This window comes from Embleya sp. NPDC020886 (assembly GCF_044333915.1).
Classification (GTDB): Bacteria; Actinomycetota; Actinomycetes; order Streptomycetales; family Streptomycetaceae; genus Embleya.
The window spans coordinates 40,320-61,828 of record NZ_JBIRRX010000021.1; the positions used below are offsets into that span (position 1 = coordinate 40,320).

Genomic DNA, 21,509 nt, shown 5'->3' on the forward strand with positions numbered 1-21,509 from the left:
AGGGGCCAGGACAGCGGCGGCCGAATGCCCGCCGCGGCAGACTGTGTTCCATCGGTTCACCCCCCGGGCCCGCGACGGAACCCGGCGTCGGATCCCGGTCGCTACCGGCCCGGGCCGGTGGCGACCGCCGGCACGAACCTCACTTCCACCCGCTCGGGCGTCAGGCCCGTGGCGGTCCGCAGAGTGACGTATTCCTTGCCCTGCGAAGATCCGTACCGATCCCCCCACCGGCGTTCCCGGTCCCAGAAAGTCCGAGGTTCCGGACTGCACCGTGGCGGTGGCGCTGTCCGTTGTCACCGCCGCGGTCGGGAAGTCCGTGAGGGGGATGTCGACCGTGCCCGTGGTGCCGTTCATCGACCAGTCGCCGTAGGCCGACGTGGCGTCGGCATAGCAAAAAACCGCCCACCTCATCGGCAGCAGCGTCCGTACCAACCACGTTCACTGCGCCAAAACTTCGGCCCGCCCCCGGCGCCGTCGAGGAACCGATCCGGTGGTTCAGCCGACCCAGCGGCCGACGCATCCGGCAGCGGCTGTGCGGCCGTGGTCCCGGCAATACGTAAGTGCGGCGCATCCGCCGGCAAAGGGCCCGTCGACGTAGGCGACCCGGAAGTTCGGTTGGAAGGACGCTATGTCGTTGCTGTCGAGGATCCGGGCCTGGGGAATGTCGTGACGAACCTCGGCAGGCATGGCGTCGCGCTTGGCGGTGACGGCCGATTGTGGGACCGCCTCGAGTTGGGCGATTCATGGTCCTCTCGGATACGACGACGCGGAGTCGGGCGGGGCCGGGTCGGTCGAGAAGGCGCTTGCGGGCGGCGCGGACGTCGTGCCCGTGGCGGTCGGAGTCCGAGCGCGTGCGAACGCGGTGATCGCGGCGGCGCGCCGGCAAGTTCCGCCGAGGCCGCCGCGCTGGTCACTCCGAGACCGAGTGGGCGACGAACGCCTCGACCGCGCAAGCCAGTTCGTCCGATTCGATGTGCGGGAAGCGCGTGCGCGGTGGGCCGCGTCAGGGCCGGCTCGGGCGCGGCCGGACGGGCCCGGGACCGGGCTGTGTTCCTTCGCGCCGCTCGACGAGGAGGGTGTTGAGTGCGGCGCGCAGAATCGCCGTGTCGACGTCGAGCAGAATCGGCAGCTTCACGGGCGGCAGCGGGCCGGCGGCGCCGCCGCGTTCGACCAGCACGTAGCTCTGCGGTGCCCGCCCCGCGGCGATCCCGGTCCGGAACTCGGCCACGTCCTCCCACGCCACGACACGCCGCCCGCGGACCGCGATGCCGTCCGCGTCCACCCGCAGCCGCACGCGCGGCACGACCAGCCACACGATCCACACGACGACGGCCACCAGCGGCACCGCCACGACCGGGACGAGCACCTTCGGCATGTCCGGATTCGGACTCGCGAACGACCCCGCCATCGCCGCGAGCAACGGCACCGTGCAGCCGGCAACGGCCGCGAGGGCCTTCGCGGAGGTCCGCGCCTCGAACGCGCCGTCGCGCCGAACGCCGTCGACGACGCAACGCATCGCTTGCCATTCGTCCAGCGGACTGCGCACCATGCGGCCACGCTAGCCGCACCCCTCAGACCTCCCCTCGTCCGCCCCCGCCCGCCCCCTTGATCGCCGACTACGACGAGCACGTCGGCTGTTGCGGAAGGGGCACCGCGAACCCCTTCCTCATCTTCAGACCCGCCCCGAACAGTGCTCGCGTAGGGCGAACCCGCAGTGCGCGCGAGAGTAATCGCGGCGTCGCCCCGCCCACCCGCCACCCGGGCAGGGATGTCCGGGTCTCTCGGACTCGGTACACGCGGCGCCGCACCCGGTAGAGAGAACGAGGCTCCGGCCGTGTCGGGCAGTGCGGCCGCGCCGGGCGCGGGCGGGTGACGCCCGCGGCCCGGCGCCCCACGTCACGCCGCGCCGGGCACGATCATCTTCGCCAGTTGGGCCGCGGCGCCGATCACGACGCCACCGCCCAACGCGATCGACGCGACGCCCAACACGATTCGACGCTTCACACATGCGCGCACATCCGCCTCCGGGGTGGGGGTTCGACGACCGAGCGTGACGCGACCATCCTCGCGGGTCACGGTGATCGACTCAACCCGTCCAGGTTTCGAGTCGGGTGGCGACCTCCCGCACCCGGCCCAACCCCCACCACCGGGTCGGACAGCGCCACGCGACACCGCCGGGGGCGGAGGTCACCCGAAGGGGGCGACGACCACCACGTTCGGGCCGGCCTCGTAGGTCGGGATCGCGTCGGCGAGGGTGACGTCGCGGCGGTCCCGGTCGCCACGCACCGGTGAGGAGCCGTTGCCGTACGGGTCGGAACCGAGTGCGCTGTCGGCCGCACTTTTGCTCTGCTGCCGGCGTGCGGCGGGGAGTTTCGCGATGTTGTTCTCGGCGCTGTCGGTGAACCGCACGCGATATCGGACCACCGCAGCAAAACCCAGGCCACGCAGCCAGAATCCAAAGTCCCAGATCCTGCAAATCCAATGGTCAACACATGATCAATCGACCGCTCTTCGTTCTCGCCTGCGCAGCCAGGTGTGACCGAACCGGCGGTTCGACCCGTCAAGACTCTGTGAGGTCGACGACGGAGCGGGGAGAAGGATGGGTTGGTTCCACAGGGAGCGCATCGGATTCGCCGAGTTCGCCGAGGCGAACCAGACCGTGCTGCGCCGCACCGCCTTCCTGCTCTGCGGCGACTGGCATTCGGCCGAGGACCTCGCGCAGACCGCGTTGGAGAAGGTCTACGTCGTGTGGCCCAAGCTCGAGCGGCAGGAGCACCCGCAGGCCTACGCCAAGCGCGTCCTGGTCAACGCGTTCCTGGATGGGCGCCGCCGCAAGAGCAGCGGCGAGATGACGGGCATAGACGCCGAGGTGCTGGCCCGCACCCCCGCCCTCGTTCACGGCGACCCCGAACTGCGGCTCACCCTCGTCGGCGCGCTGCGCACCCTCGAACCACGCGACCGCGCCCTGCTGGTGCTGCGGTACTGGGAGGACCTGAGCGTCGAGGAGACCGCACGGCGGCTGGGTATGGGCGTGTCCGCCGTGAAGACCGGCACGATGCGCGCGCTCGCCAGGCTGCGCGAGCGCGTGCCGGAGCTGACCCGCGAGGCCGCGGCGGAGGGACGGCCGTGAGGAAACGGCGCACGGCGGAATGGCCGGCGGCGGACACAGTGGCACACATGAGGGGAACCGACGTCGTGGAAGGGCAGGCAGTGGAGACCGAGGACCTGTTTCGCAGCGAACTGCGCGCCGAAGTGGACGAGTTGGTGATCCCGCCGGGCGCGGGGCTGGCTACCCGGGCGGCCGAGGGCGGCCGCCGCCGGGCGCGGCGGCGTGCGTTGGGGCAGACCGTTGGCGTGACCCTGGCGGTGGGAGTGATCGTGGCGGGCGGGCTGGGCGCGGCACAGCTGCGGACGAGTCCGGCGACCAAGGCGGGGCCCGCAGCGGATCCGTCGCCGTCCTGGATCGACGGACGGTTGGGGGGCGTGAACCCGGAACTGCCGGCGCAGCCGGTGGCACCGAATCCCCTCGCCGATCGGCTCGGTCCGATCATCAGGAACCTGCTGCCCGGGGGGACGAAGCAGATCACGACCAACACCGCCGTCGACGGCGGCCTCTACGCGAAGGTCACCTGGGACACCGGCCAGGGCGTGGTCGAGGTGACCTTCCACATGGTGGGCAAGCGGTTCTTCGGGTGCACCATGGCCGACGGCAGGCCGAAGCCCAAGGAGAACAACTTCGGCGGCTGCCGCAACGCACCGGACGGAACGCTGCTCGGCACCTTCGAGAAGCCCTTTCCGGACAAGGGCATCGCCTGGAAGAGCGTCAACTACGTCACCGGGGAGACCATGGTCGAACTGAGCTACGGAAACGGCGAACTGTCGGACAACGGCAAGCCCACCCGCAGCACCTTGCCGCTGACCGACGAGCAGGCCCTGTCCATCCTGAGGAACCCGGCCTGGGCGCCGATCCTCGCAGCCTACGTCCCGCCGCCGCCCGCCGACCCCGCCACACCGCCCACCTTGGGCACGACGTGGTCCCCGATCGCCTCGTTCGGCCCGGCACAACAGCCCTGACCCGTCCCGCCCACGCCGGGGGCGGCCCCGCCGGTCCGGCCGGGGCCTCCCCGTGATCCGCCGGAGGCGCCCGGCAAGGTCCGCGCCTGCTTGCCGGGCGCCACCGGACGAAGAGGGACATCGGTACGGGGAGCGGTCGGACAAAGACCGGCACGAGGCCACCCCCACCGACGCGGTCGCCCGAATCCGGCCCCGCCGCGGTCACGACCGCGCGCCCGGCGCCGGAAACGGTGACGACACGAGGCGGGGGTCGTCGTCGCCGACCGGGGTGCCCGCGGAGGCGCAGTCGCGCAGGTCGCCGGGGTTCCCCAGGGGGCGTCACCCGATATCCGGCGGACGCTCCCGCCGTGATCGAGCGCTACCGCAAGGCCCGGGACATGCCCGGCACCAGGGCGGTGATCGAGGCCGCGATGGACGCACGCCGGCTCGGCCACGGCCCCTTGCCGCGCCATGCGTTCCTCCAACACGCCGCCGAGGCCTGGTAGCGCTTGTCGTCCGCGAAGGATTCGAGGAGGGCGAGTGCGTAGTCCCCGCGGACGAGGGCCGTCGCGCGCACGAACGTGGCTGCCTGTTCGGCGTTCTCGGCCAGGGGTCCCGAAAACAACCGCAGGACGGGCTCACCGGCGCCGGCCGCATGCCGAGGAGCCGGGGCGACGTTGGTCGTCGCCCCGGCTGCTTCGCGCCTCTCGTGTCGAGACGGGATCGGTCGTCTTCGCCGGGCGGCCGTCCCGGCTTGACGTGTTCGGCTATTCGGGATTGCCCCGTCGGGATTCGGCCGCGGTGAGGAAGGCTCTCAGCGCGTCGTTGAACGGTCGGCCGATCCGCTGTACGGCGTGCGGGCTTCCCGGGAAGAGCCTGCGCTCGGCGTTCATGTGTGTCGCCAGCACGTCGCATACCGCTTCGAACGCGGGGGTTCCGCCGCCCGATACGACGAGCTTGGGGAAGGTGGTCCCGGCGAGCAACGGCAACGGAACTCCCGTGTCCCACGGCCGTTCCGTCTTCAGATTGTGTACGGCCTCCACAAACTCCGGGGGAAGCGGGCTCGGCAGCGAAAGCTTGACGCCGAGGGCCTCCAGGAATCCCGCCAGGAACGTCTCGTCGTCGGCCGAGACGTTCCGCTCCCAGTGCCGCATCAGTGCCTCGCGCAGCTCGTCGACCGCGGGATGGCCGATCCCGTTGGGCAGCGCGGGTGGTTCGATGACGGTGAGGGACCACACACGATCCGGGACCAGCGCCGCCGCCCGCATGGCCACGACACCGCCCATGGAGGTGCCCACGAGGTGGGCACCGGAACCGATCAGTTCCACGATCTCTTCGGCATCGCGATCGGGGTCGATGCGATCGGTGTGCGGGCTCGGACGGTAACCGCGTCGATAGGGCGCGATCACGGTCCATTCGTCCGCGAAGGCTTGCTGCTCCACGAATGCGGCGGCGGCGGAGTTCAGGCTGCCGTGAATCAGCAGGAGCCGGGGGCCGTGATCACCCCATCGCTCCGAGGCGAGCGTGTTCAACGACGTACTCCGTTCTGCTCAGGCACGCGGGCCGGTGGCGAAGACACCCGGGTCGATGTCGAGCCGGCGGGACTCGAATCGCCAACCGTCGGGCGTGCGGACCAGGGTGTCGCGGTAGATGCCCGTCGCGATGATGAACGGCGACTGCACGACCTGGAGTTTGACCACGACGCTGTACATCTCGGCCCGCTCGGCGTCGCCTTCGATCACGTGATTGACGCCCAGGTGTCGCGCGCCGTCCTCCTTGCCCGCCGCGATGTGACCGCGGAGGAACTCCTTGATGGACGTGTGGCCCTGGAAGGTCCCGTAGTTCGCGACGAACGTTCCGTCGGGGATCCAACACTGTGCCCAGGCATCGACGTCGTGCGCGTCGAGGTATTTGAACTGCCGGGCGGCGAGCTCTTGGATCGCCAGCTTGTCTTCCACTGTCAGGGGCATGTCTGTTCGCCTTCGCAGGGGCGCCGCGGGGCGGCGCTTGTCGGTTGCGGTTCGGGGGCTGCGACCCGTGGGGGCAGCCCGGATTGCGGCGGCGTCCGCCGTTCGGCCGTTCGGGGCGATCAGGCCCCGAGAGCGTCGGGCCGAGTGGGGTTCAGAAGTACCAGGGCACCTGGGCGTGCCCGCGGTCGACGAGGTCGCCGAAGCGTCCACCGAGGAAGGCCAGCGGTTCGCCGGCGCGCTCGCAGGTGTCCAGGACGCGGCCGACGACCACGATGTGGTCTCCGGCGACGAAGTGGCGCTCCACGTCGCATTCCAGGTGGGCGAGGGCATCCGGGATCACCGGTACGCGGTGCCTTCCGTAGGCGGGTTCGAGGCCGGCGAAGTGGTCCTCGGCGCGCCGGGCGAAGCGCATCGCGATCGGTTCCTGACGCGACGACAGGATGCTGACGGCGAATCGACCCGAAGCGGTGATCGCGTCGGTGCTGCGCGCGCCGATGTTGAGGCAGACCAGCAGCAGCGGCGGGTCCAGGGACACCGAGGTCAGCGAGTTGACCGTCATCCCGTGCGGCGTGCCGTCGGGAGCGTAGGTCGTGACCACCGCCACCCCGGTGGCGAAACGGCCCATGGTCCGGCGCATCGTCTGCGGGTCCACGGACGCGAGGGTGGAAGCCATGTCGTTGTCTCCGATGCTCAGGCGCGGTAGCGCACTTCGAAGGTGACCACGCCCTCGTCGGTTCGCCAGGGCCCGTGCGGCATGCCCGGCGGGCGGCAGGCGTACATGCCGGCGGTGAATGTGCGGCCCAGGGTGATGTCGGTGAACGAGCCCTCCAGGATGTACACCTCTTCCCAGAAGTCGTGGCGCTGCACGCCCATCGGGGTGGAATCGGCGCCCGGCGCGTAGCGCAGGATTCGGGTCGCGACCCCGGTGGCGGGGTCCTTGGCCAGGACTCGTTCGGTGATCGCCGGGTCGTCGCCCGGACACAGGGTGAACTCGATGTCGGAGACGGGGAAGAACTCGTGTTCGGGCTTGCTCACTTGGTCACGCTCCTGTGGTTTCACACGGTGCTCTCGACGTGGTAGCTCGCCAGGAAGGCGTCCACCGCGGCGAGTGGCGCGTCGAAGTCGTAGTTGCGGTAGGCGTAGCCCTTCACCACGAACGGCGCGCCCGCGTAGAAGAGTTCGTACTGGTGGTGGCGCCCGGCGAACTCGCTGCCGACGGCGTCCCAGACCAGCTTGAAGAGCTTGACCCGCTCCTCGGCCGTGGCACCGGGGCTCTGGATGTAGCGATCGATGTCGGCGCGCGTTTCGGGATTGGTCATGTCGGCGATGCCGGAGGGCACTTGGAGCACTCCCCCGCCGACGAGGTCGCGCAGGATCGCCAGCACGCGTGGGTACAGTTCCGACTGCATGCCCATCGCCCCGTAGACGGCCCGGGAGCCGGGGCGCCACATGCCCTGCTCGTCGGGCTCGGCGGTGTATTCGGCGGCGAGCACCGCGGACTCGGCGAGCGAGACCAGGCTCGCGAGTTCACCGAGTTTCTCGACGACGCCCGGGAAACGATCGACTCCGTTGACGGCGGCCACCTTGCGGGCCAGGCCGGCCAGGAACTGGAGCTTGACGCTCAGTCGGATCTGGGCCTGCCAGTTGCCCAGCACGTGGGCGCCGGTGTCGAAGAACTGGCGTCGCAGTCCGGGGACATCGCGGTAGACGAACACCTGCTCCCACGGGATGAACACATCGTCGAAGACCAACAGTGCGTCGGTCTCGTCGTAGCGCGTGGTCAGCGGGTAGTCGTAGGCGCTGGTGGCGGCCGGCGCGTAGGGGCGTCGACAGTACAGCTTCAGGCCCTGGGCGCCGACGGGCACCGCGAAGCTCAGCGCGAAGTCGGTGTCCTCGGGGCCGAGCGGTTTGATGCACGACACCAGGATCTCGTCGGCGACCGCGCCGCCGGTGGCCAGCATCTGCGCGCCGCGCACCACGATGCCGTCGGGACGCTCCTCGGCCACGCCGACCTGGACCAACTCGCCTTCCCAGGCGTGTGCGGTGGTCGCCCGGGAGACCTGCGGCGGGATGATCGCGTAGGACACGTACAGATTCTCGGTGGCGACCCGGCGTCGGTAGGCGACGATGTTGGCGGCCAGATCGCGCTCGCCGCTCGCGAACGCCTCCGGGTGGGCCCCGAACGCGGCGACGAACGCACCGACATGGTCGGGGCTGCGTCCGACCCAGCCGTGGGTGTGTCCGGCCCAGCGGGTCGCGGCGGTGCGGTAGGCGGTGAGTTCGTCCCGGCTTCGCGGGGCCGTGAACAGCAGGTTGATCGGCTCGCCGGTCTCCGGGTCGGGGCGGGTGAAGCCGGATTCGGGGTCGGCGGCGATGTCGAAGAGTTCGGCGATCGTCGTCGCGATGGGGGTGAAGGCCGGGTGGTGGGCGACGTCCGCGACGACCTCGCCGTCGACGTGGACACGACGGTCGTCCTTGAGAGAGGCCAGGTATTCGGCTCCGGTGCGCATCACGAACTCCTCTGGTGCACGGTGTAGTCATGGGTCAGGGAGGGCCCGCCGGGCAGTTCGATGGACAGCAGCCAGCGGGAGCCGTACACGAAGTCGCCGGTGAGCAGGGGCAGGGTGCCGCAGAACAACACCAGGTCACCGGCGACGTCGCCGATGGCCGCGGTCATCCGGTGGAGCAGTTCGCGGGGGTGGCGCAGCGCGGACAGTGGTCCGTGCTGATAGGGGCGACCGTCGATCGCGGATTCGGCGGTCAGCTGTTCCCAGTTCGGTGGGCGGGTGCCGGCGTCGAGTTCGATCACGTCGGTGCCCAGCGGCTTGGGGCAGGCGGCCTTGGACGAGGTGATGTCCAGGCGTTCGCGTTCGCGATCGGTATGGTCCGAGCCGACCGCCAGGAACAGGCGGCCTCGGTGGCGGATGACCACGGGTTCCACCTCGCCCGAGGTCGCCTCGCCGTCCACCGCGACGGTTCGTTCGGTGGTGAGCAGGGACGGGTCGAGATCGTAGAAGGCCGGCACGGTCGCGGGTGGCGGGATGCCGATGGCCGCGAGTTCCTCGATGTGGCGTCGTGCGGCGGCCTCGTCGCGCGCGGTGTAGCCCGCCACGACCAGGCGCGCCGGCCGCACGTCCAGGTATTCGTCGGTGTCGACCACGCGCATACGCAGCGGTGGTATCGAAGTGCTCACAAGTGGTTCCTTAGCGTGGGTCCGGCGCGCTCCCCCGGGGTGGAAACGACGAGACGGGGCGACGGTCGGCGAGGACCGGGAACTGGGCGCGTACCCGGTCGACGTCGGCGGGGTCGGCGTCGCAGAAGGTGACGCCCTCCTCGGTGCCGGCCTCGACCAGGACGCGGCCCCAGGCGTCGACGACACGGCTGTGTCCACCGAGTTCGACGCCGCCGTCCTGGACGCCGACCGCGTTGCAGGCGATCACGAGCAGTTGTTGTTCGACGGCTCGGCAGGAGGTGAACAGTTGCCAGTGCTCGCGGCGGGCGGCGGGCCAGGCGGCGGGTACGACGGCGATGCGGGCCCCTCCGTCGACCAGGTCGCGCCACAGTTCGGGGAAGCGCAGGTCGTAGCAGGTGGTGGCGCCCAGGCGCCCGAGGGCGGTGCCGGCCACGTCGATCCGGTCGCCGGGGGTGAGCAGTTCGGCCTCGCGGGAGGCGTGGCCGAAGACGTGGATCTTGCGGTAGGTGTGCGCGATCAGCCCGTCCGGGGTGATCAGGGCGGCGGTGTTGAACAGTCGGCCGTCGTCGTCGCGCTGGACGAAGCTGCCCAGGTGCACGTGCGCGTCCAGCGCCCGGGCCCAGGCGCGGGCCGCGGTGACCGTGGGACCGTTCAGCGGCTCGGCGTGTTCGGCGTAGGACTCGAAGCCGAAGTAGCCGGCCGCCCACAGTTCGGGGAGCACGACCAGGTCGGCCCCGCGGGCCTGTTCGACCATCGAGCCCACCCGCTCGCGGCGGGCTCGGGGCGTTTCGGTCGGCGGGCTGGCGACCTGGACCAGGGCGATCCTCATCACGCCCCCAGGGAGTCGTCGGAGCCCCGGCGGGCGACTTCGGGCAGGTGCAGCGCGGCGAGCGTGCTGCCCAGGTGGGTCCCCAGTGCCTGGGCCGCCCGGTCCGGATCACCGGTGCGCAGAGCGGACACGATCGCCGCGTGCTCGGCCAAGACCTTGCGGAAACGGCCCTCGTCGCCGACGACGGCACGCAGACCCATCCGGACCTGGCGCTCGCGCAACGCCTCGTAGAAGTCGGCGAGGACCGGGTTGCCGGCCTGCCGCACGATCGCGCCGTGGAAGGCCCGGTCGCAGTCGATGAATCCCACCGCGTCGTCGACCAGGCCCTCCTGGGCGGCCACGAGGGCGTCGAGCTCGTCCAGGAACGCTTCGCCGGCCGGGACCACGCGCCGCATGCTCCAGTCCTCGATCAGTTCGCGGGCTTCCATCACGGTGCGTACCTCCGCGTCCGAGATGGGCGGTACGAAGGCGCCCTTCTTCGGCATGATCTGCACGAATCCCTCGGTTTCCAGGCGCAGCAACGCCTCGCGCACCGGAGTTCGCGACGTGCCCGCCGCCTGGGCGACCTCGGACTCGATCAGGAAGGTTCCCCCGTCCCGAGGCAGGGCGGAGATGTGCTTCTTGAGCCATCGATAGGTGATGTCCTGGGCGGATCCACCGCCGGCGGGCTTTCGTACGCTGCTCATGAACACAATGTATACAACGCGCATACCAACGACAAGAGGTTCGCGTCGGCGACTCCGGTGAACGTCGCGGGCAGCCCGGAGGTCGTGGTGTTCTCGGCGTACGTCACGCGCGGGCCGACGATCGGCATCGTCGCTGCTCGTCGCCAAGGCCACCGCCACCGTCGACGTGCTCTCCGGCGGCCGGATGCCGCTCGGCCTGGCCGGCGGCGACCGTCCCGTCGAGTACCCGCTCCTCGGACGGGACTTCGAGGCCCTCGGCGCCGCCCTCCGCGAGGGAGTGAGCACCCTGCGCGCCGCCGGGCGCCCAGGCCCGCTGGAACTGCCCGGGGCCGGGCTCGGCTCGGACTTCCGGCTGGATGTCCTGCCGAAACCGGTGCAGCGGCGGGCATCCCGATCGCCGTCGCCGGTGGCGCGAACTCGCCTGGGAGAAGCCGTAGGTGACCCCGATGGTGCTCACCCTCCACGAGGACCCGCACGCCCCGGCCCGTGCGATCCGGCTCGGCCTCGGCACCGGCCGCAACGCCCTGATCGAGTACCTGGAGACCATGGCGCTGCTCGGGACCTCGCACGTCTCCTTCAATCTGCGGCCCAACGACCGGCCGGTGGAGGAACTGCTGCGGGAGCTCGCGGAGCACGTTTTGCCGCTCGACCACGAGCACGCCCTCGGGCGCCTGCTGCCCATGGCGCAGCAGCAGGGCGTCGACATGGTCGTCGGCGGCCCCTACAGCTCCGGCATCCTCGCCGGCGGCACCCACTTCGAGTACCGGGAAGCCCCCGCGCACATCATCGAGCGCGTCACCCGGCTCAAGGACCTGGCCGCGAGCACGGTGTGAGCATCAAGGCCGCCGCCCTCCAGTTCTCCCTCGCCCACCCGGTCACCGCCGCGGTCGTCGCCGGCGCCACCAGGCCCGGCCGCATCGCCGAGGACCAGGCGGCGCTCAACGAGAATGTCCCCGCCGCGTTCTGGCAGGAACTGCGTGCCGCCGGCCTCGTCGCCCCGGCCGGGACGACGCCGCCGAGGTCCAGTGGTCCGGCCGCTTCAACCCCGACGGCGCCACCGAGGCCGAGACCGTGGCCCTGTTCGCCACCATCTACCGCGACGGCCTCGACGCCCTCCACACCACCCTCGCCGGCTGAGACCCCTCCCTCCCGCAAGACCGGATACGCCCCCGCGTACCCGGGCTGCCGGCTGTTCCGGGCCCGGAGGGGCCCGTGTCAGGCGCGGGGAAGGTGACCGGGGCACCTCACGTCCGCCACACCCGGGTAAGCACGCGTGTGATTTCTCGGCGGCCGGTTCCGTTCGCACGGACCGTGCCCTCGGGCGGTCCGTGAGGTCTTGCGGATCAGGGTCGCCATCGCCGAGATGGGGGACGGCAGGTCGTAGTGGCGGCGAGTACTGAGTGGGCGTCAAGAGCGGCAGGGAGGCCGGGGCCAGCGCCTGTTCGGCTTAAATACGGCTACTCGAACGGCCGGTTCCACGCCTATACCGCGGCTTTATCTCGAACTTACCCTTGGTGTTCTCGCTGCCTGGCGGTCTCTGGAGGATCAGGGGGCGAGGGGGGTGGGGCAACGCCCTGACGACGCCTGCGTGGGGACGCAGGGCGCGTGAGGGGCCGAGGAGGGGGAGGGCACGATTACCACGTCGCATTTGACATGCCCGCGCCATTGGATCCTTCTGGCCGAATATAACCGATCGAAGCAAGATCTCTCGCTGTTGCCGCACGTCCTGCGCATTCCATATGAAGTCAACCGACGAAGAAGGTCGTGGGCAATGTTCAAGAGAACCTCCTCGAAGGCCGGACGTCTGGGGTCGGCCGCCATGGGAATCGGCGCCATGGCCCTTGGTGTGGTTGTCTCGCCTCTGGCCACCGGATCGGCGTATGCGACGCCGTCCTGCGGCGTTGATGGTGTGCTCTGCGGAAACATCATCGGCGGCTATACCAACGGCGGCATGCCCGATGTCGCTGCGACCGGTGGAGCCGGCAGTGCCGTGCGCCTGAGCACGAATTTTGGCGTCCAGAACCACTGGATGTTCGTTCCCAGTCCCGGTGGGAACGGCGCCTTCACGATTCGGGTCGCATCGAGTGGGCTGTGCCTCGACACCAGCAATAATTCCGATGCCACTTCCGTGCAGAGCTGCAATGGTCAGAGTTCCCAGGATTGGTACGCTCAGCCGCTACAGACAACGAATTCCGGATACGAACAGTTCCGCTTTCGGCATGCGAGTGACAACAAGTGTCTGAATGCTTGGGGCGCCAGTACGTCGGCGGGTACCACCGTGGGTCTCTGGAACTGCCAGGGTTCGAGTGCCTGGAACGACCGCTTCGCGATCGGCAAATACGGTCTCGGCCAGGAGCATGCGCCGGAGCTCGTCCAGCAGCTGAAATCCTGGGCCACGATGTATGCGTTGAACCAGTTCAACAACAAGTCCTCGGTCATCCCGACGGCTACATTCCAGGTGGGGACTCCGGCTCCGGCGAAGGCCGGCCCGGCCCAGGTGGTGGGCCCCCCGGCTTTCGCGGGCGCCAGTGGCTCGGTGTACCAGTACGGCTGGTCGCACAGCACGGGGTACACCTTCAGCAACGGCGGATCGGTCACGGTCACCGGAACGGTGGGAACCGGGCCCCTGAGTACTTCTCCCGTGGCGGCATCGATCTCTGTGGCCATTCAGGGGTACTGGGGAAGCCAGTGGAACACCACTACGACACAGTCCGGTCAAGTTCAATTCGACATCCCGCCCGGTCAGGTGGGCTGGGTGGCCCGAGCTCAGCTGCTGAAGGCGATGACCGGTACCTGGAGCATCACCAACGACAAGGGGGACAGCTGGCAGGGGACGGGAACGGCTACCATTCCGGCGGTTGACGGCACCGACTCTCCGGGCAACTCCAGCGTGCTCTACCAGTGCACGACCAACCCGTCCGCGGCCACGTGGGCCGAAGCCTGCTACAAGACGGTTCCCAACGGCTATCCGTACCCGGCGACGCGCCCGTCCGTGTAGTCCGTTCCGGTGCTGTAAGTCAGGGCTCTGGCACGGCTGATGTGGCCTGCCAAGCGGGCGCGGCTCCTGTCGAGCTTTCAGCTCTCCATGCTGAAGCTTCGTCGCGGGAGTCGCGCCTTGGCGCTGACACCCTCGAACTGCTGCCGCAGCCGATTGGGATACGGACCGTACTCGCCGACCGGCAAGTACGGTCCGATGAACTCCTGTTCCAGGTCAGTCGGTTGCACTCGTGTCACACACGAAGGTCTACCCGACCGACCCATACCCCGAAGACACAACCTACAGATTGATCACGACCCGATACACGCCCTATTTGTGCTCCGGTCTCTCCGGGCAGCGACCCGACCTCGTCGAGCGGCAGGCTCGTCCTCGCCCGCATGACGCACTGCACCCGGTACCCCTGTCCCGCCCCGTCCCCGTCTCGGGGCAGCGCCCGCATCTGACCGTGGCCCGATCCCCGTCGGACTTCCACCGTGCCGTCGTGTCTCGAGTCGAGGATCGGCGATCGCAGCGGGTGGCCGGTGCAAATGTGGGGCCATGAGCACGCGACAGGCACCCACGCATGGCACCTGCTGTGGCGCGGCGACCTCCTCTTCGACCGGGAACGTCCCCTGATCCCCGTCTCGCCGGCGTGGACCGCCGACGCGGCCCACCGGCAGGAGGCGTCGTGACGCCCGGCACGGCAACCGTGCAGGCACGGGCGTCGTCCGTCCACGCGATCCCGGACCGATGTCGCGTGGACCTGACGCCGGGAGTGACGGGTGCGCCGGCTGGGCGGCCTGTACGAGGTCGCCGCCCTCCAAGGACCCCGGGTGCACCTGCGTGCCCTGGACGAGAAGGGTGAGGACGCCGTCGCGCTGGTATCCGCACTGACCTGCGCCGCCGACTTCGCGCTGGTGGAGGCGGAGACACGGGAGCGGCCCGGCCCGCGGATCCCGGACGTGAGCATCGTGGACCTGCTCGACCCTCTGGAGCACGAGCGAATGCGCGACTGGGAGTGGCACCTGCACGAGGTCGTTCACGGACCGCCGCCCGGCGCGCCGTCGGACACCCGGCCGCGCCCGCAGTACGACCTGGAAGAGACGTCGCGGTGGAGCCGGCTGGACGCCAAGTCCCGCGAGCTCGGGTCGGACCAGCACGTGCGGGTGAAGCCGGCGGCGTCCTCGTGGCGGTGTTCCCTCGCCAGTTGCGCGATCGCCAGGACCAGGCCCGCGCGGAGGCGGGGAACCTCCTCGACGCGCAACCGCTCGTGCAGGGCGGCAGAGATCTCCCACGCGCGATGGGACAACGCTGCCGGGACGCACGCCGTTTCCTCCCGCACCGCCGGGTCCGGGTCGTCCAGGAGGGCGATCGGGATGTGCGCGTCCGCGGCGATCGCGTCCCGCGCCGCCCGCACCGACCAGTTCTGCGGATAACCGCCGACGTCGAAGCGCACGTCGTCGTCGGCGTCGGCGACCCGCAACAGGGCGGCGCGCGACCCGTCGCCCCAGTGGTTGCGACACGCCACCGCGGCGACCAGGCCCAGCGCATCCGCCCGCACGTGCATGGCCGGGTCCGCGGCGATCCGCAGCAGGAACGGCACCGTCAACGGCGCCACCGAACCCGTCGTGCCCTTCGGGCGGGCCGGTCCTGTCCCATGCGTCGCGCATGCCCTCGGTGGCCGTCTCCACCGTGCCCGGAGGAACTCCGGCGACCACGCCCCCTCCGGAGCCGCGACACCGAGCCACTCCCCGATCTCCACCCACCCGTACACGCGCACGAAGGCCACGTAGTCCCCCTGTTACGCCTCCTCGCCGGCGACACCGGGACGGGCAACGAACGTCTCTCCCGACCCCGGCTCCGGCGGCATCAACGACACGAGCACCCCGAACCAATCACCACCGCCGGCCACGGCCGTCCCCTTCCGCCACCCTGTCCCGCGCGACCCATGCCCCGTCGTTGGGTCGTCGAACGCTCGCTCGGCTGGATCATGCACGCACGGCGACACCGGGCAGGAATCCCGGCAGGGCCGCGACGGGAGTATTCGCGATGCGCGTGGTCGTCGCGCCCGGTACCGTGTGCAGCCGATCGTCCGGGGGATGGGTGGGGTGTCGTGGCGGGGTTGCGTATGACGGTGTGTCTGCCCGCGAAGGCACGAGGCGGCGACCTCGCCGCGGCGATCGGCGCGGCGATGGCTCCGTTCGAGGAGGACCACACCTCGGACGAGGCGCGCGACATCTGGGACTGGTGGACCGTTCGCGGCGGCAGCGACGGCTGCGGCTACTTCGTCGCCCCCGGCCACGCCGACGACCCGCGTCTCGTCCACGACACGCCGCGGTCCGACGGGGAGGAACTGCCGAGTCTGCCGGGCATGTCGGCCGGAGGCCCCCGGGAGACGCTCGATTTCACGGAGCCGCGGACCAGGGCGAGGACGGCCCTTGGCGCCGGGTGGGATCTGTGGCGTCGCATCGGCGCGGACGGTCGGCCCGTTCAGCCGCTGTCCCGGTTCGAGGCCCGGTACGAATCGGAGCACGGGGCGTATTGCGGCGCGGAAGCCTTTTGGGACTACCGTGCCCAACCGAAGGTCAGGGAGTTCTACGACCACTGGTGCCGGATGAAAGACATCCCCGGCATGCTCAACTTCGGGTACTCCGACGTCACGGATCTGGATTCCTGGTTCGCGGGCGACCGCGAGGAGTTCGTCGAGCGCGAGGCCCCAAGTGCGCTCCGACACTTCGGGGACCTCCTCACCCTCGACGGCTGGTGGATCGAGACGGGAAGAAACGACCCCGGCGTCCACGGCCCCTGTGCCGAACCGGTGCCGTGCGAGCACGCACCGGACGATCCCCTGTGCCTGACCGATCCGGTCACCTACCTGGAATCGCTCCCCGGCGACGCGCTCCTCGTCACACTCAGGTGCCACGTCTGAACCCGATCGATCCAACGCGCGATGGCCACCACCCCGACACGCCCGGGCCGCCGTCACTCTCGCGAGGCCGGCGAAGAACGAGAGCACCTGCTCACCCGACTCGGCATGCGCCGGTAGGACCCAGGACACGGAAACGGAGGATGCCGCCGGGGAACCGGGCTTGTGGTTCGACGGCCGTCGCCGCCCCCGTTCGCATCCGGCCTGGCCGTACGACGGGCGCGATCACGCCCGCCCCGGGAGCGTCTCCTCGGCTTCGCCCATGAGCTGCACCCCGGTGCGCTCAAACCGATTGGACAGCACGTTGGCCGAGAGATCGGAGTCCGGTCCCACGAACTCGGCCCATCCGGCCGCCGTTTCGGCGGCGTCCTCCACCCCTTCGTAGGCGAACCTGGTCACCGGCCCGGCTTCACCGCAAGGCGAGGCTGTGGAGACTGCGACCACGCCGCATCGGAGCGGATGCGACACCGCCCGCGCTGTGCCCGGACCCGCCCGCCGTGCCGACGGGTCCGGGCGAGGACGGAACCGGACGCCCCGGAGAGTGGCGAATCGCCATTGCGGTCCCGGAGGGGGACATTCCTTGTCTACGTTCGCGGTATGAGTTTCGAGCCGCGTGGGACGCGCAATGCCGATCCCGTCACGGTCGAGGACTCCATGCGTTCGATACGACGGCGAACATTCGTGTGTGGGTGCACACCCGCCACTGGTTGACGATGGACGGGATGCTCGACAACGAGGACCAGAGCAGGCGGGAACGCGGTGACCACGACGGCGCCGAACTCGCTGGAAGCGTTCGTCGGGCGGGTTGGGACCAGATCCCCGGCTGGCCGCGGGACGCGGCCGGCTTCGCGACCTGGCACCGGGCCAGACCTCGACCCTGGTCCTGAACGCGGCCCGGTGGACACTGGTCGTCTCCGCACTGGATCGGTGGGCGGACATCGGTGACAGCCTCGGCATTCCCGAACACGCCGCCGTGGCGAACGACGGTGGAACACCTCGCGCTGATCCGCCCCCTCACCCCTGCGCCGGCCGGCGACGTCCCGACCGAGGAAGCCACCACGGACACGTCTGTGGTCGCCGGCCCGACCGCCCCCAGGAAGCGCCGGTCGAAGGCCACGCCGAAGGAAGCCAAACCGGCCCGGGCCCGCCCCGCGCACGCGGCACCCGTGACCGCTCCCGCGAAGAAGACCCGCGCGAGGAAGGCTCCCACCGCGAAACCCATCCCCGATCCGGTGACCGGGCGACCGGTCCGGACCCACCTGCGCGACGAACTCGCCGAACTCCTTGAAAGGACCGGTGAACCCATGAACGTCCGCCAACTCACCGAAGCCCTCGGCGAAACCGCCACCAAGAGCCGCATGGAAAGCGTCCGCACCTCCACCGAGGGCCTCGTCAAAGCCGGACGCGCCGTCAAGGCCGGACGCGGACTCTTCGCAGGCACCATCACCTGACCCCCACACCCCGCGGGCTTCGACGGCACCAGGGTCACCGACGCCGACTCCGCCACTCCGGGAACACGCCTTGCGGAACAGACCCATACCTGGGCCGCCAGGCGGATGATCCGCCGCGTGATGACGACGAGGGTGAGCGTCTGCTCGGGGCGGCCAAGTCTGTGACGCGGCGTGTGTCCTCGTCACCGGCGGCGGCTGCGACGCGGACTGCGGTCCCCGCACCGCCTGAACGCAGGCGGTGCGGGGACGTATCGGAGCAGATCTCAGCTGTACACCGTCTGCCAGCGCCAGAACTGGTCCGTCCAGGGCCCGACTTCCTCCAACTGGAGGACCGCATTCCCCTGTTGATAACTCTGGCGGGTATTGACCACCAAGTTGTCAGCCCCAAACGGCCTGATCACGAAGTCCGCCTGGGCGCTGTCCATCGAGACCAGCCGCCACAGTTGCCTTTCGCTTTTACTGTCGGACTTACGCGACAGGACAGCGGCACCCTTCTCGGGAACATCCGCAATGAGGGCAAGGCTCCGGTCCCAAGCGCCGGTGTCTTTGTTGTATGCGGCGTTCCTGATGCGTACGACGCGGTCGCCGTAACCGGTCTCGGGAATGAACTCCCACTGCGAGAACTTGTTCGCCGTCGCGGCAGCGTCTCGCCAGACGACGGCCGGCACGTCACTGTCGGAGTATCCGTACGGAGTGATATGCATTCCGGTTACCGACTGGATGATCAGTTGCGGGCCTTGAGGTATGGGCAGGCTGACCACAGGTTTCCTCTCGTAGAGCAGGCTGCACTCCTCGGATCACGGGCCGATTGTTCGTGCGGGCAAGACATGCCCGACCCGTCGGAAGTGCTGACCACCAGGGAATCGAGCACCCTGCGCAGACGCTACATGCGGGCCGTGCTCCCCGACGAGAGGTAAATGGGCCATGACCGGCCGATTCTGGTCAGCTTAATCGGTCGATGGAGCCATGAGAATGCTGCCCGTTTTTGCCGAGCCGGAGCATTTTGATCTTTGGCCTACCGCACGGTCTGCGCAACACGCCGCCGACCGCCGAGACTCTTCGAGGTCCCGACCTGGGGCGGAGTCGCCGGAAGAAAGGATTCCATTCTCAAATCCCGGATCATTTTGCGGAATTCAGGAGATCGAACGAGTGGCGGAGATCGTTATCCGGACGACCGTCTTCCAGTACCGACAGGGTGAAAAATCACCGGACGGCCGTCGGCGACGTCGCCGTTCGGAGGAGGTCCCGGACCCTGCCGTCGGCAGGCGTCAGGGCCGATCCACCAGGGTGGGTGACGTCGCCACCGTCGGGTCCGACGCCTGGTTCCGTGATATCGCGGGTGTTCTCGAGACCTGGCAGGTCGGCGCGTTGCCGGTGGTCGACGACGGCCATCGGGTGTGCTCGGTATGGTCTCGGAGGCCGATCTGCTGCACGCGCGGGTGGCGGACGCCGAGGCGCGGTGAGCCGGGTTGGGTCCGTATCGGGAGCCCGACACGACGCCGCCCGGCCGGTCGCGTAGACGGCGGCCTGGACACGGCGCTCCAGGCTGCGGTTGGCCGAGGGATCGAGGTCGATCCCGATCACGACGTGCGGAGGGGCGACCCGCGGCGGCGCGTGTCCATCGTTTTCTCCTCGATGAGAGGTACGCCCTCACCCTGCTCTCCCCCGGCGGATCCGCACAGGATCTCCCGGCACTGTCGGGAGCCGTTCCCCAGGGGCCGTTGGGCCCGCGAGGGCCCGGCGGCAACCGGAATCACGATGGTGTTCATCCGGCGAAGGGAAGACGCGCCGGGCGCGCTTTGACACGATGGGCCGGAGCAGAGTTCCGACAAGTTTCGACCGACCGTCGGAGAGGTTGTGGCGTCGGACGAGCGGCCGGCAGTGCCGCGTTTGCGCTTGGACGAACTGCTGGACGAGCTCCAAGCCCATGTGGAGGTGGTCCGTTCGACCCGGAATCGGGTGAACGGGCCCGACGGGGACCACGTGGGGCTGCGGGCGCGCGACGACGGCGTGGGCCCGCCGGCGCACCCGACCCGCGACAGCGGGTTGGCGAACACGCGCGAGCGGGCCGAATCCCTCGGCGGCACCTGCTCGTTCCGGCCGGCTCCCGACGGCGGCGCCCTCCTGGAATGGTGCGTCCCGCTGGGCTGACGCCGCAAACGCCGCCGTCCCGTCCCTGACGAGACCCCGGATCGAACCCCGGCCGCACGAGTGGTGCCGACAGGGCCGTGACCGGGCCGACCGGCTCGGTCCGCCATGCCGAACGGCCCCTACGGCGCCCTTCTGAATGCGCTGACATGGATTCAAGAGGCGGGCCCTCCCGGGGTGTTGCCGTCGAGAAGGGACGAGTACATGTCTGCCACCCCGCACACTCCCGCCGGGCACGTGGTCGTCGGCGTGGACGGTTCGCCGGCCGCGCTGTCCGCCGTCGCCCAGGCCGCCCTGGAGGCGGCGAACCGCGGACTGCCGTTGGAAATCGTCGCCGCGTGGATGCTGCCGGAGGACGGCCAACTCGACTCCTACGTCCGGCAGGTCCGCCGGGAGGCGGAGGAGGCGACCGAGGCGGCCGTCGCACACGCACAGGCGCTGCACCCGCAGGTGTGGACCATCGGGCGGGTCCGCCGCGGCGCCGCGCACGAGGTGTTGCTCACCTCCGCCGAACACGCTTCGCTCGTGGTGATCGGCAGCCGCGGACACGCACGCATGGCCGGCCTGCTGCCGGGCTCGGTCGGTCTGTCGGTGGCCGCCTACACCCCGTGCCCCTTGCTCGTGGTGCGTGGCGAACACGACCCCTCACGGGTCGTGGACGGCGGCACCGAGGGCCTGGTCGTGGTCGGCGTCGACGGCGCGGACTGCCGGCCCGCCGTGGAAGCCGCCTACGAGGAGGCCCAGTTGCGGCATCTGCGCGTGTGCGCACTGAACGCGCTCCCGCCGGTCACGCCCGCGCCGATCGGGCTTCCCGCGCCTGTGCCGGAGTCCCTGGCCGCAGCGAGCGCGCTGCGGCGCGGCGCCCTGGACGCGTGGACGGCCGAGCCTCGGGCCAAGCACCCCGAGATCGAGTCCCAGGTGCGGCTCGTGCGCGAGGGCGCGGGTCACGCACTGGTGGAGGCGTCCCGCGAGGCCGACCTGGTGGTCCTGGCCGCCCACCGACGCACCGCCCGATTCGGTACCCGCCTGGGCCGGGTCAGCCACACGGTCCTGCATCACGCACACGCGCCCGTCCTCCTCGTGCCCGTGGGCTGACCCGCCGTTTCGATCACGGGCGAACGGAGGGCGTGGCACGAAGACGCGATGCGTTCCCGGGTGCCCATCGGCCGCGGGGGGGGGGGGGCGCCCCCCGGGGGGGGCCCCCCCCCCCGGGGCGGGGGGGGGGAGGGGCCGCGCCCCCCCCCCCCCCCGCCCCCGCCCCCCGCGTATGACCCCC

General features: G+C 70.2%; 23 protein-coding genes and 2 pseudogenes. 11 read left to right on the forward strand and 14 right to left on the reverse strand.

The features are described 5' to 3' along the window. Positions 1–1,003: 1,003 nt before the first annotated feature. Both ACH4U8_RS41620 and ACH4U8_RS41625 read right to left on the reverse strand, forming a co-directional pair. On the reverse strand, positions 1,004–1,549 hold the full coding sequence (locus ACH4U8_RS41620; protein ID WP_395783480.1) for a hypothetical protein: 546 nt from the start codon (positions 1,547–1,549) through the stop codon (positions 1,004–1,006). A gap of 638 nt (positions 1,550–2,187) precedes the next feature. Further along, entirely contained in the window at positions 2,188–2,424 is a 237-nt protein-coding gene (locus tag ACH4U8_RS41625; protein ID WP_360317928.1) for a hypothetical protein, read from the reverse strand. A 175-nt stretch (positions 2,425–2,599) separates the two neighbouring features. On the opposite strand from ACH4U8_RS41625, the gene ACH4U8_RS41630 reads away from it, so the two are divergent. From ACH4U8_RS41630 to ACH4U8_RS41640, 3 genes are all read left to right on the forward strand, one after another. After that, positions 2,600–3,130, forward strand: a complete 531-nt coding sequence (locus ACH4U8_RS41630; protein WP_395783482.1) for a SigE family RNA polymerase sigma factor — start codon at positions 2,600–2,602, stop codon at positions 3,128–3,130. A gap of 47 nt (positions 3,131–3,177) precedes the next feature. Further along, positions 3,178–4,074, forward strand: coding sequence for a hypothetical protein (locus ACH4U8_RS41635; protein WP_395783484.1), 897 nt, complete (start codon positions 3,178–3,180; stop codon positions 4,072–4,074). Positions 4,075–4,421: 347 nt separating this feature from the next. After that, a complete protein-coding gene (locus ACH4U8_RS41640) occupies positions 4,422–4,559 on the forward strand; it encodes a hypothetical protein (RefSeq protein WP_395783486.1) in 138 nt (45 codons plus the stop codon). A 261-nt stretch (positions 4,560–4,820) separates the two neighbouring features. On the opposite strand, the gene ACH4U8_RS41645 is transcribed toward ACH4U8_RS41640, so the two are convergent. From ACH4U8_RS41645 to ACH4U8_RS41680, 8 genes are all read right to left on the reverse strand, one after another. After that, complete coding sequence (locus ACH4U8_RS41645) at positions 4,821–5,585, reverse strand: alpha/beta fold hydrolase (RefSeq protein WP_379992371.1); 765 nt, start codon at positions 5,583–5,585, stop codon at positions 4,821–4,823. An 18-nt stretch (positions 5,586–5,603) separates the two neighbouring features. Then, entirely contained in the window at positions 5,604–6,023 is a 420-nt protein-coding gene (locus ACH4U8_RS41650) for a nuclear transport factor 2 family protein (protein ID WP_395783488.1), read from the reverse strand. Between the two features lie 151 nt (positions 6,024–6,174). Beyond that, positions 6,175–6,696 carry a flavin reductase family protein gene (locus ACH4U8_RS41655; protein ID WP_395783490.1) on the reverse strand — a complete coding sequence of 174 codons (522 nt, stop codon included), beginning with the start codon at positions 6,694–6,696 and terminating at the stop codon, positions 6,175–6,177. Positions 6,697–6,713: 17 nt separating this feature from the next. Then, on the reverse strand, positions 6,714–7,058 hold the full coding sequence (locus ACH4U8_RS41660) for a cupin domain-containing protein (protein WP_360317943.1): 345 nt from the start codon (positions 7,056–7,058) through the stop codon (positions 6,714–6,716). Between the two features lie 20 nt (positions 7,059–7,078). After that, complete coding sequence (locus ACH4U8_RS41665; protein WP_395783492.1) at positions 7,079–8,533, reverse strand: 4-hydroxyphenylacetate 3-hydroxylase family protein; 1,455 nt, start codon at positions 8,531–8,533, stop codon at positions 7,079–7,081. After that, positions 8,533–9,216, reverse strand: coding sequence for a DUF2848 family protein (locus ACH4U8_RS41670; protein WP_360317949.1), 684 nt, complete (start codon positions 9,214–9,216; stop codon positions 8,533–8,535). The genes ACH4U8_RS41665 and ACH4U8_RS41670 overlap by 1 nt, the downstream gene beginning before the upstream one ends. Positions 9,217–9,226: 10 nt before the next feature. Further along, positions 9,227–10,045, reverse strand: a complete 819-nt coding sequence (locus tag ACH4U8_RS41675) for a nitrilase-related carbon-nitrogen hydrolase (protein ID WP_395783637.1) — start codon at positions 10,043–10,045, stop codon at positions 9,227–9,229. Further along, positions 10,045–10,731, reverse strand: coding sequence for a GntR family transcriptional regulator (locus ACH4U8_RS41680; protein WP_360317955.1), 687 nt, complete (start codon positions 10,729–10,731; stop codon positions 10,045–10,047). The genes ACH4U8_RS41675 and ACH4U8_RS41680 overlap by 1 nt, the downstream gene beginning before the upstream one ends. A gap of 184 nt (positions 10,732–10,915) precedes the next feature. Here ACH4U8_RS41680 and ACH4U8_RS41685 point away from each other — a divergent pair. The 3 genes and pseudogenes from ACH4U8_RS41685 to ACH4U8_RS41695 form a co-directional block, all read left to right on the forward strand. Then, positions 10,916–11,074: pseudogene (locus tag ACH4U8_RS41685) on the forward strand (LLM class flavin-dependent oxidoreductase); the annotation flags it as partial. A 298-nt stretch (positions 11,075–11,372) separates the two neighbouring features. Then, positions 11,373–11,746: pseudogene (locus ACH4U8_RS41690) on the forward strand (aldo/keto reductase); the annotation flags it as partial. Between the two features lie 756 nt (positions 11,747–12,502). Then, positions 12,503–13,729: an RICIN domain-containing protein gene (locus ACH4U8_RS41695; protein WP_395783494.1), complete on the forward strand. Its 1,227-nt coding sequence runs from the start codon at positions 12,503–12,505 to the stop codon at positions 13,727–13,729. Positions 13,730–13,806: 77 nt separating this feature from the next. Here ACH4U8_RS41695 and ACH4U8_RS41700 read toward each other — a convergent pair whose 3' ends face one another. Together ACH4U8_RS41700 and ACH4U8_RS41705 are read right to left on the reverse strand one after the other, a co-directional pair. Beyond that, positions 13,807–13,965 carry a hypothetical protein gene (locus ACH4U8_RS41700; protein WP_395783496.1) on the reverse strand — a complete coding sequence of 53 codons (159 nt, stop codon included), beginning with the start codon at positions 13,963–13,965 and terminating at the stop codon, positions 13,807–13,809. A 782-nt stretch (positions 13,966–14,747) separates the two neighbouring features. Further along, positions 14,748–15,326: a hypothetical protein gene (locus tag ACH4U8_RS41705; protein WP_395783498.1), complete on the reverse strand. Its 579-nt coding sequence runs from the start codon at positions 15,324–15,326 to the stop codon at positions 14,748–14,750. Positions 15,327–15,821: 495 nt separating this feature from the next. Here ACH4U8_RS41705 and ACH4U8_RS41710 point away from each other — a divergent pair, with 495 nt between their 5' ends. Next, positions 15,822–16,637 carry a hypothetical protein gene (locus tag ACH4U8_RS41710; RefSeq protein ID WP_395783500.1) on the forward strand — a complete coding sequence of 272 codons (816 nt, stop codon included), beginning with the start codon at positions 15,822–15,824 and terminating at the stop codon, positions 16,635–16,637. Positions 16,638–16,859: 222 nt separating this feature from the next. Here the strand turns inward: ACH4U8_RS41710 and ACH4U8_RS41715 are convergent, their stop codons facing one another. Further along, complete coding sequence (locus ACH4U8_RS41715; RefSeq protein ID WP_395783502.1) at positions 16,860–17,033, reverse strand: hypothetical protein; 174 nt, start codon at positions 17,031–17,033, stop codon at positions 16,860–16,862. Positions 17,034–17,356: 323 nt separating this feature from the next. Here ACH4U8_RS41715 and ACH4U8_RS41720 point away from each other — a divergent pair, with 323 nt between their 5' ends. Together ACH4U8_RS41720 and ACH4U8_RS41725 are read left to right on the forward strand one after the other, a co-directional pair. Continuing rightward, the gene (locus ACH4U8_RS41720; RefSeq protein ID WP_395783504.1) at positions 17,357–17,521 is read left to right on the forward strand and encodes a hypothetical protein; all 165 of its coding nucleotides are present in this window, start codon (positions 17,357–17,359) and stop codon (positions 17,519–17,521) included. A gap of 54 nt (positions 17,522–17,575) precedes the next feature. Next, a complete protein-coding gene (locus ACH4U8_RS41725) occupies positions 17,576–18,085 on the forward strand; it encodes a hypothetical protein (protein ID WP_395783506.1) in 510 nt (169 codons plus the stop codon). Between the two features lie 263 nt (positions 18,086–18,348). Here the strand turns inward: ACH4U8_RS41725 and ACH4U8_RS41730 are convergent, their stop codons facing one another. Continuing rightward, positions 18,349–18,846: a hypothetical protein gene (locus tag ACH4U8_RS41730; RefSeq protein WP_395783508.1), complete on the reverse strand. Its 498-nt coding sequence runs from the start codon at positions 18,844–18,846 to the stop codon at positions 18,349–18,351. Between the two features lie 1,120 nt (positions 18,847–19,966). Here ACH4U8_RS41730 and ACH4U8_RS41735 point away from each other — a divergent pair. Continuing rightward, a complete protein-coding gene (locus ACH4U8_RS41735) occupies positions 19,967–20,236 on the forward strand; it encodes a hypothetical protein (RefSeq protein ID WP_395783510.1) in 270 nt (89 codons plus the stop codon). Positions 20,237–20,437: 201 nt separating this feature from the next. Further along, positions 20,438–21,328: a universal stress protein gene (locus ACH4U8_RS41740; protein WP_395783512.1), complete on the forward strand. Its 891-nt coding sequence runs from the start codon at positions 20,438–20,440 to the stop codon at positions 21,326–21,328. Positions 21,329–21,509: the final 181 nt, after the last annotated feature.

Excerpts from the sequence above, each read along its gene's own strand:
- ACH4U8_RS41620 (WP_395783480.1), bottom strand. The coding sequence starts at position 1,549 with ATGGTGCGCAGTCCGCTGGACGAATGGCAAGCGATGCGTTGCGTCGTC.
- ACH4U8_RS41630 (WP_395783482.1), top strand. The coding sequence starts at position 2,600 with ATGGGTTGGTTCCACAGGGAGCGCATCGGATTCGCCGAGTTCGCCGAG.
- ACH4U8_RS41635 (WP_395783484.1), top strand. The coding sequence starts at position 3,178 with ATGAGGGGAACCGACGTCGTGGAAGGGCAGGCAGTGGAGACCGAGGAC.
- ACH4U8_RS41650 (WP_395783488.1), bottom strand. The coding sequence starts at position 6,023 with ATGCCCCTGACAGTGGAAGACAAGCTGGCGATCCAAGAGCTCGCCGCC.
- ACH4U8_RS41655 (WP_395783490.1), bottom strand. The coding sequence starts at position 6,696 with ATGGCTTCCACCCTCGCGTCCGTGGACCCGCAGACGATGCGCCGGACC.
- ACH4U8_RS41665 (WP_395783492.1), bottom strand. The coding sequence starts at position 8,533 with ATGCGCACCGGAGCCGAATACCTGGCCTCTCTCAAGGACGACCGTCGT.
- ACH4U8_RS41675 (WP_395783637.1), bottom strand. The coding sequence starts at position 10,045 with ATGAGGATCGCCCTGGTCCAGGTCGCCAGCCCGCCGACCGAAACGCCC.
- ACH4U8_RS41680 (WP_360317955.1), bottom strand. The coding sequence starts at position 10,731 with ATGAGCAGCGTACGAAAGCCCGCCGGCGGTGGATCCGCCCAGGACATC.
- ACH4U8_RS41695 (WP_395783494.1), top strand. The coding sequence starts at position 12,503 with ATGTTCAAGAGAACCTCCTCGAAGGCCGGACGTCTGGGGTCGGCCGCC.
- ACH4U8_RS41720 (WP_395783504.1), top strand. The coding sequence starts at position 17,357 with ATGCTCGACAACGAGGACCAGAGCAGGCGGGAACGCGGTGACCACGAC.
- ACH4U8_RS41740 (WP_395783512.1), top strand. The coding sequence starts at position 20,438 with ATGTCTGCCACCCCGCACACTCCCGCCGGGCACGTGGTCGTCGGCGTG.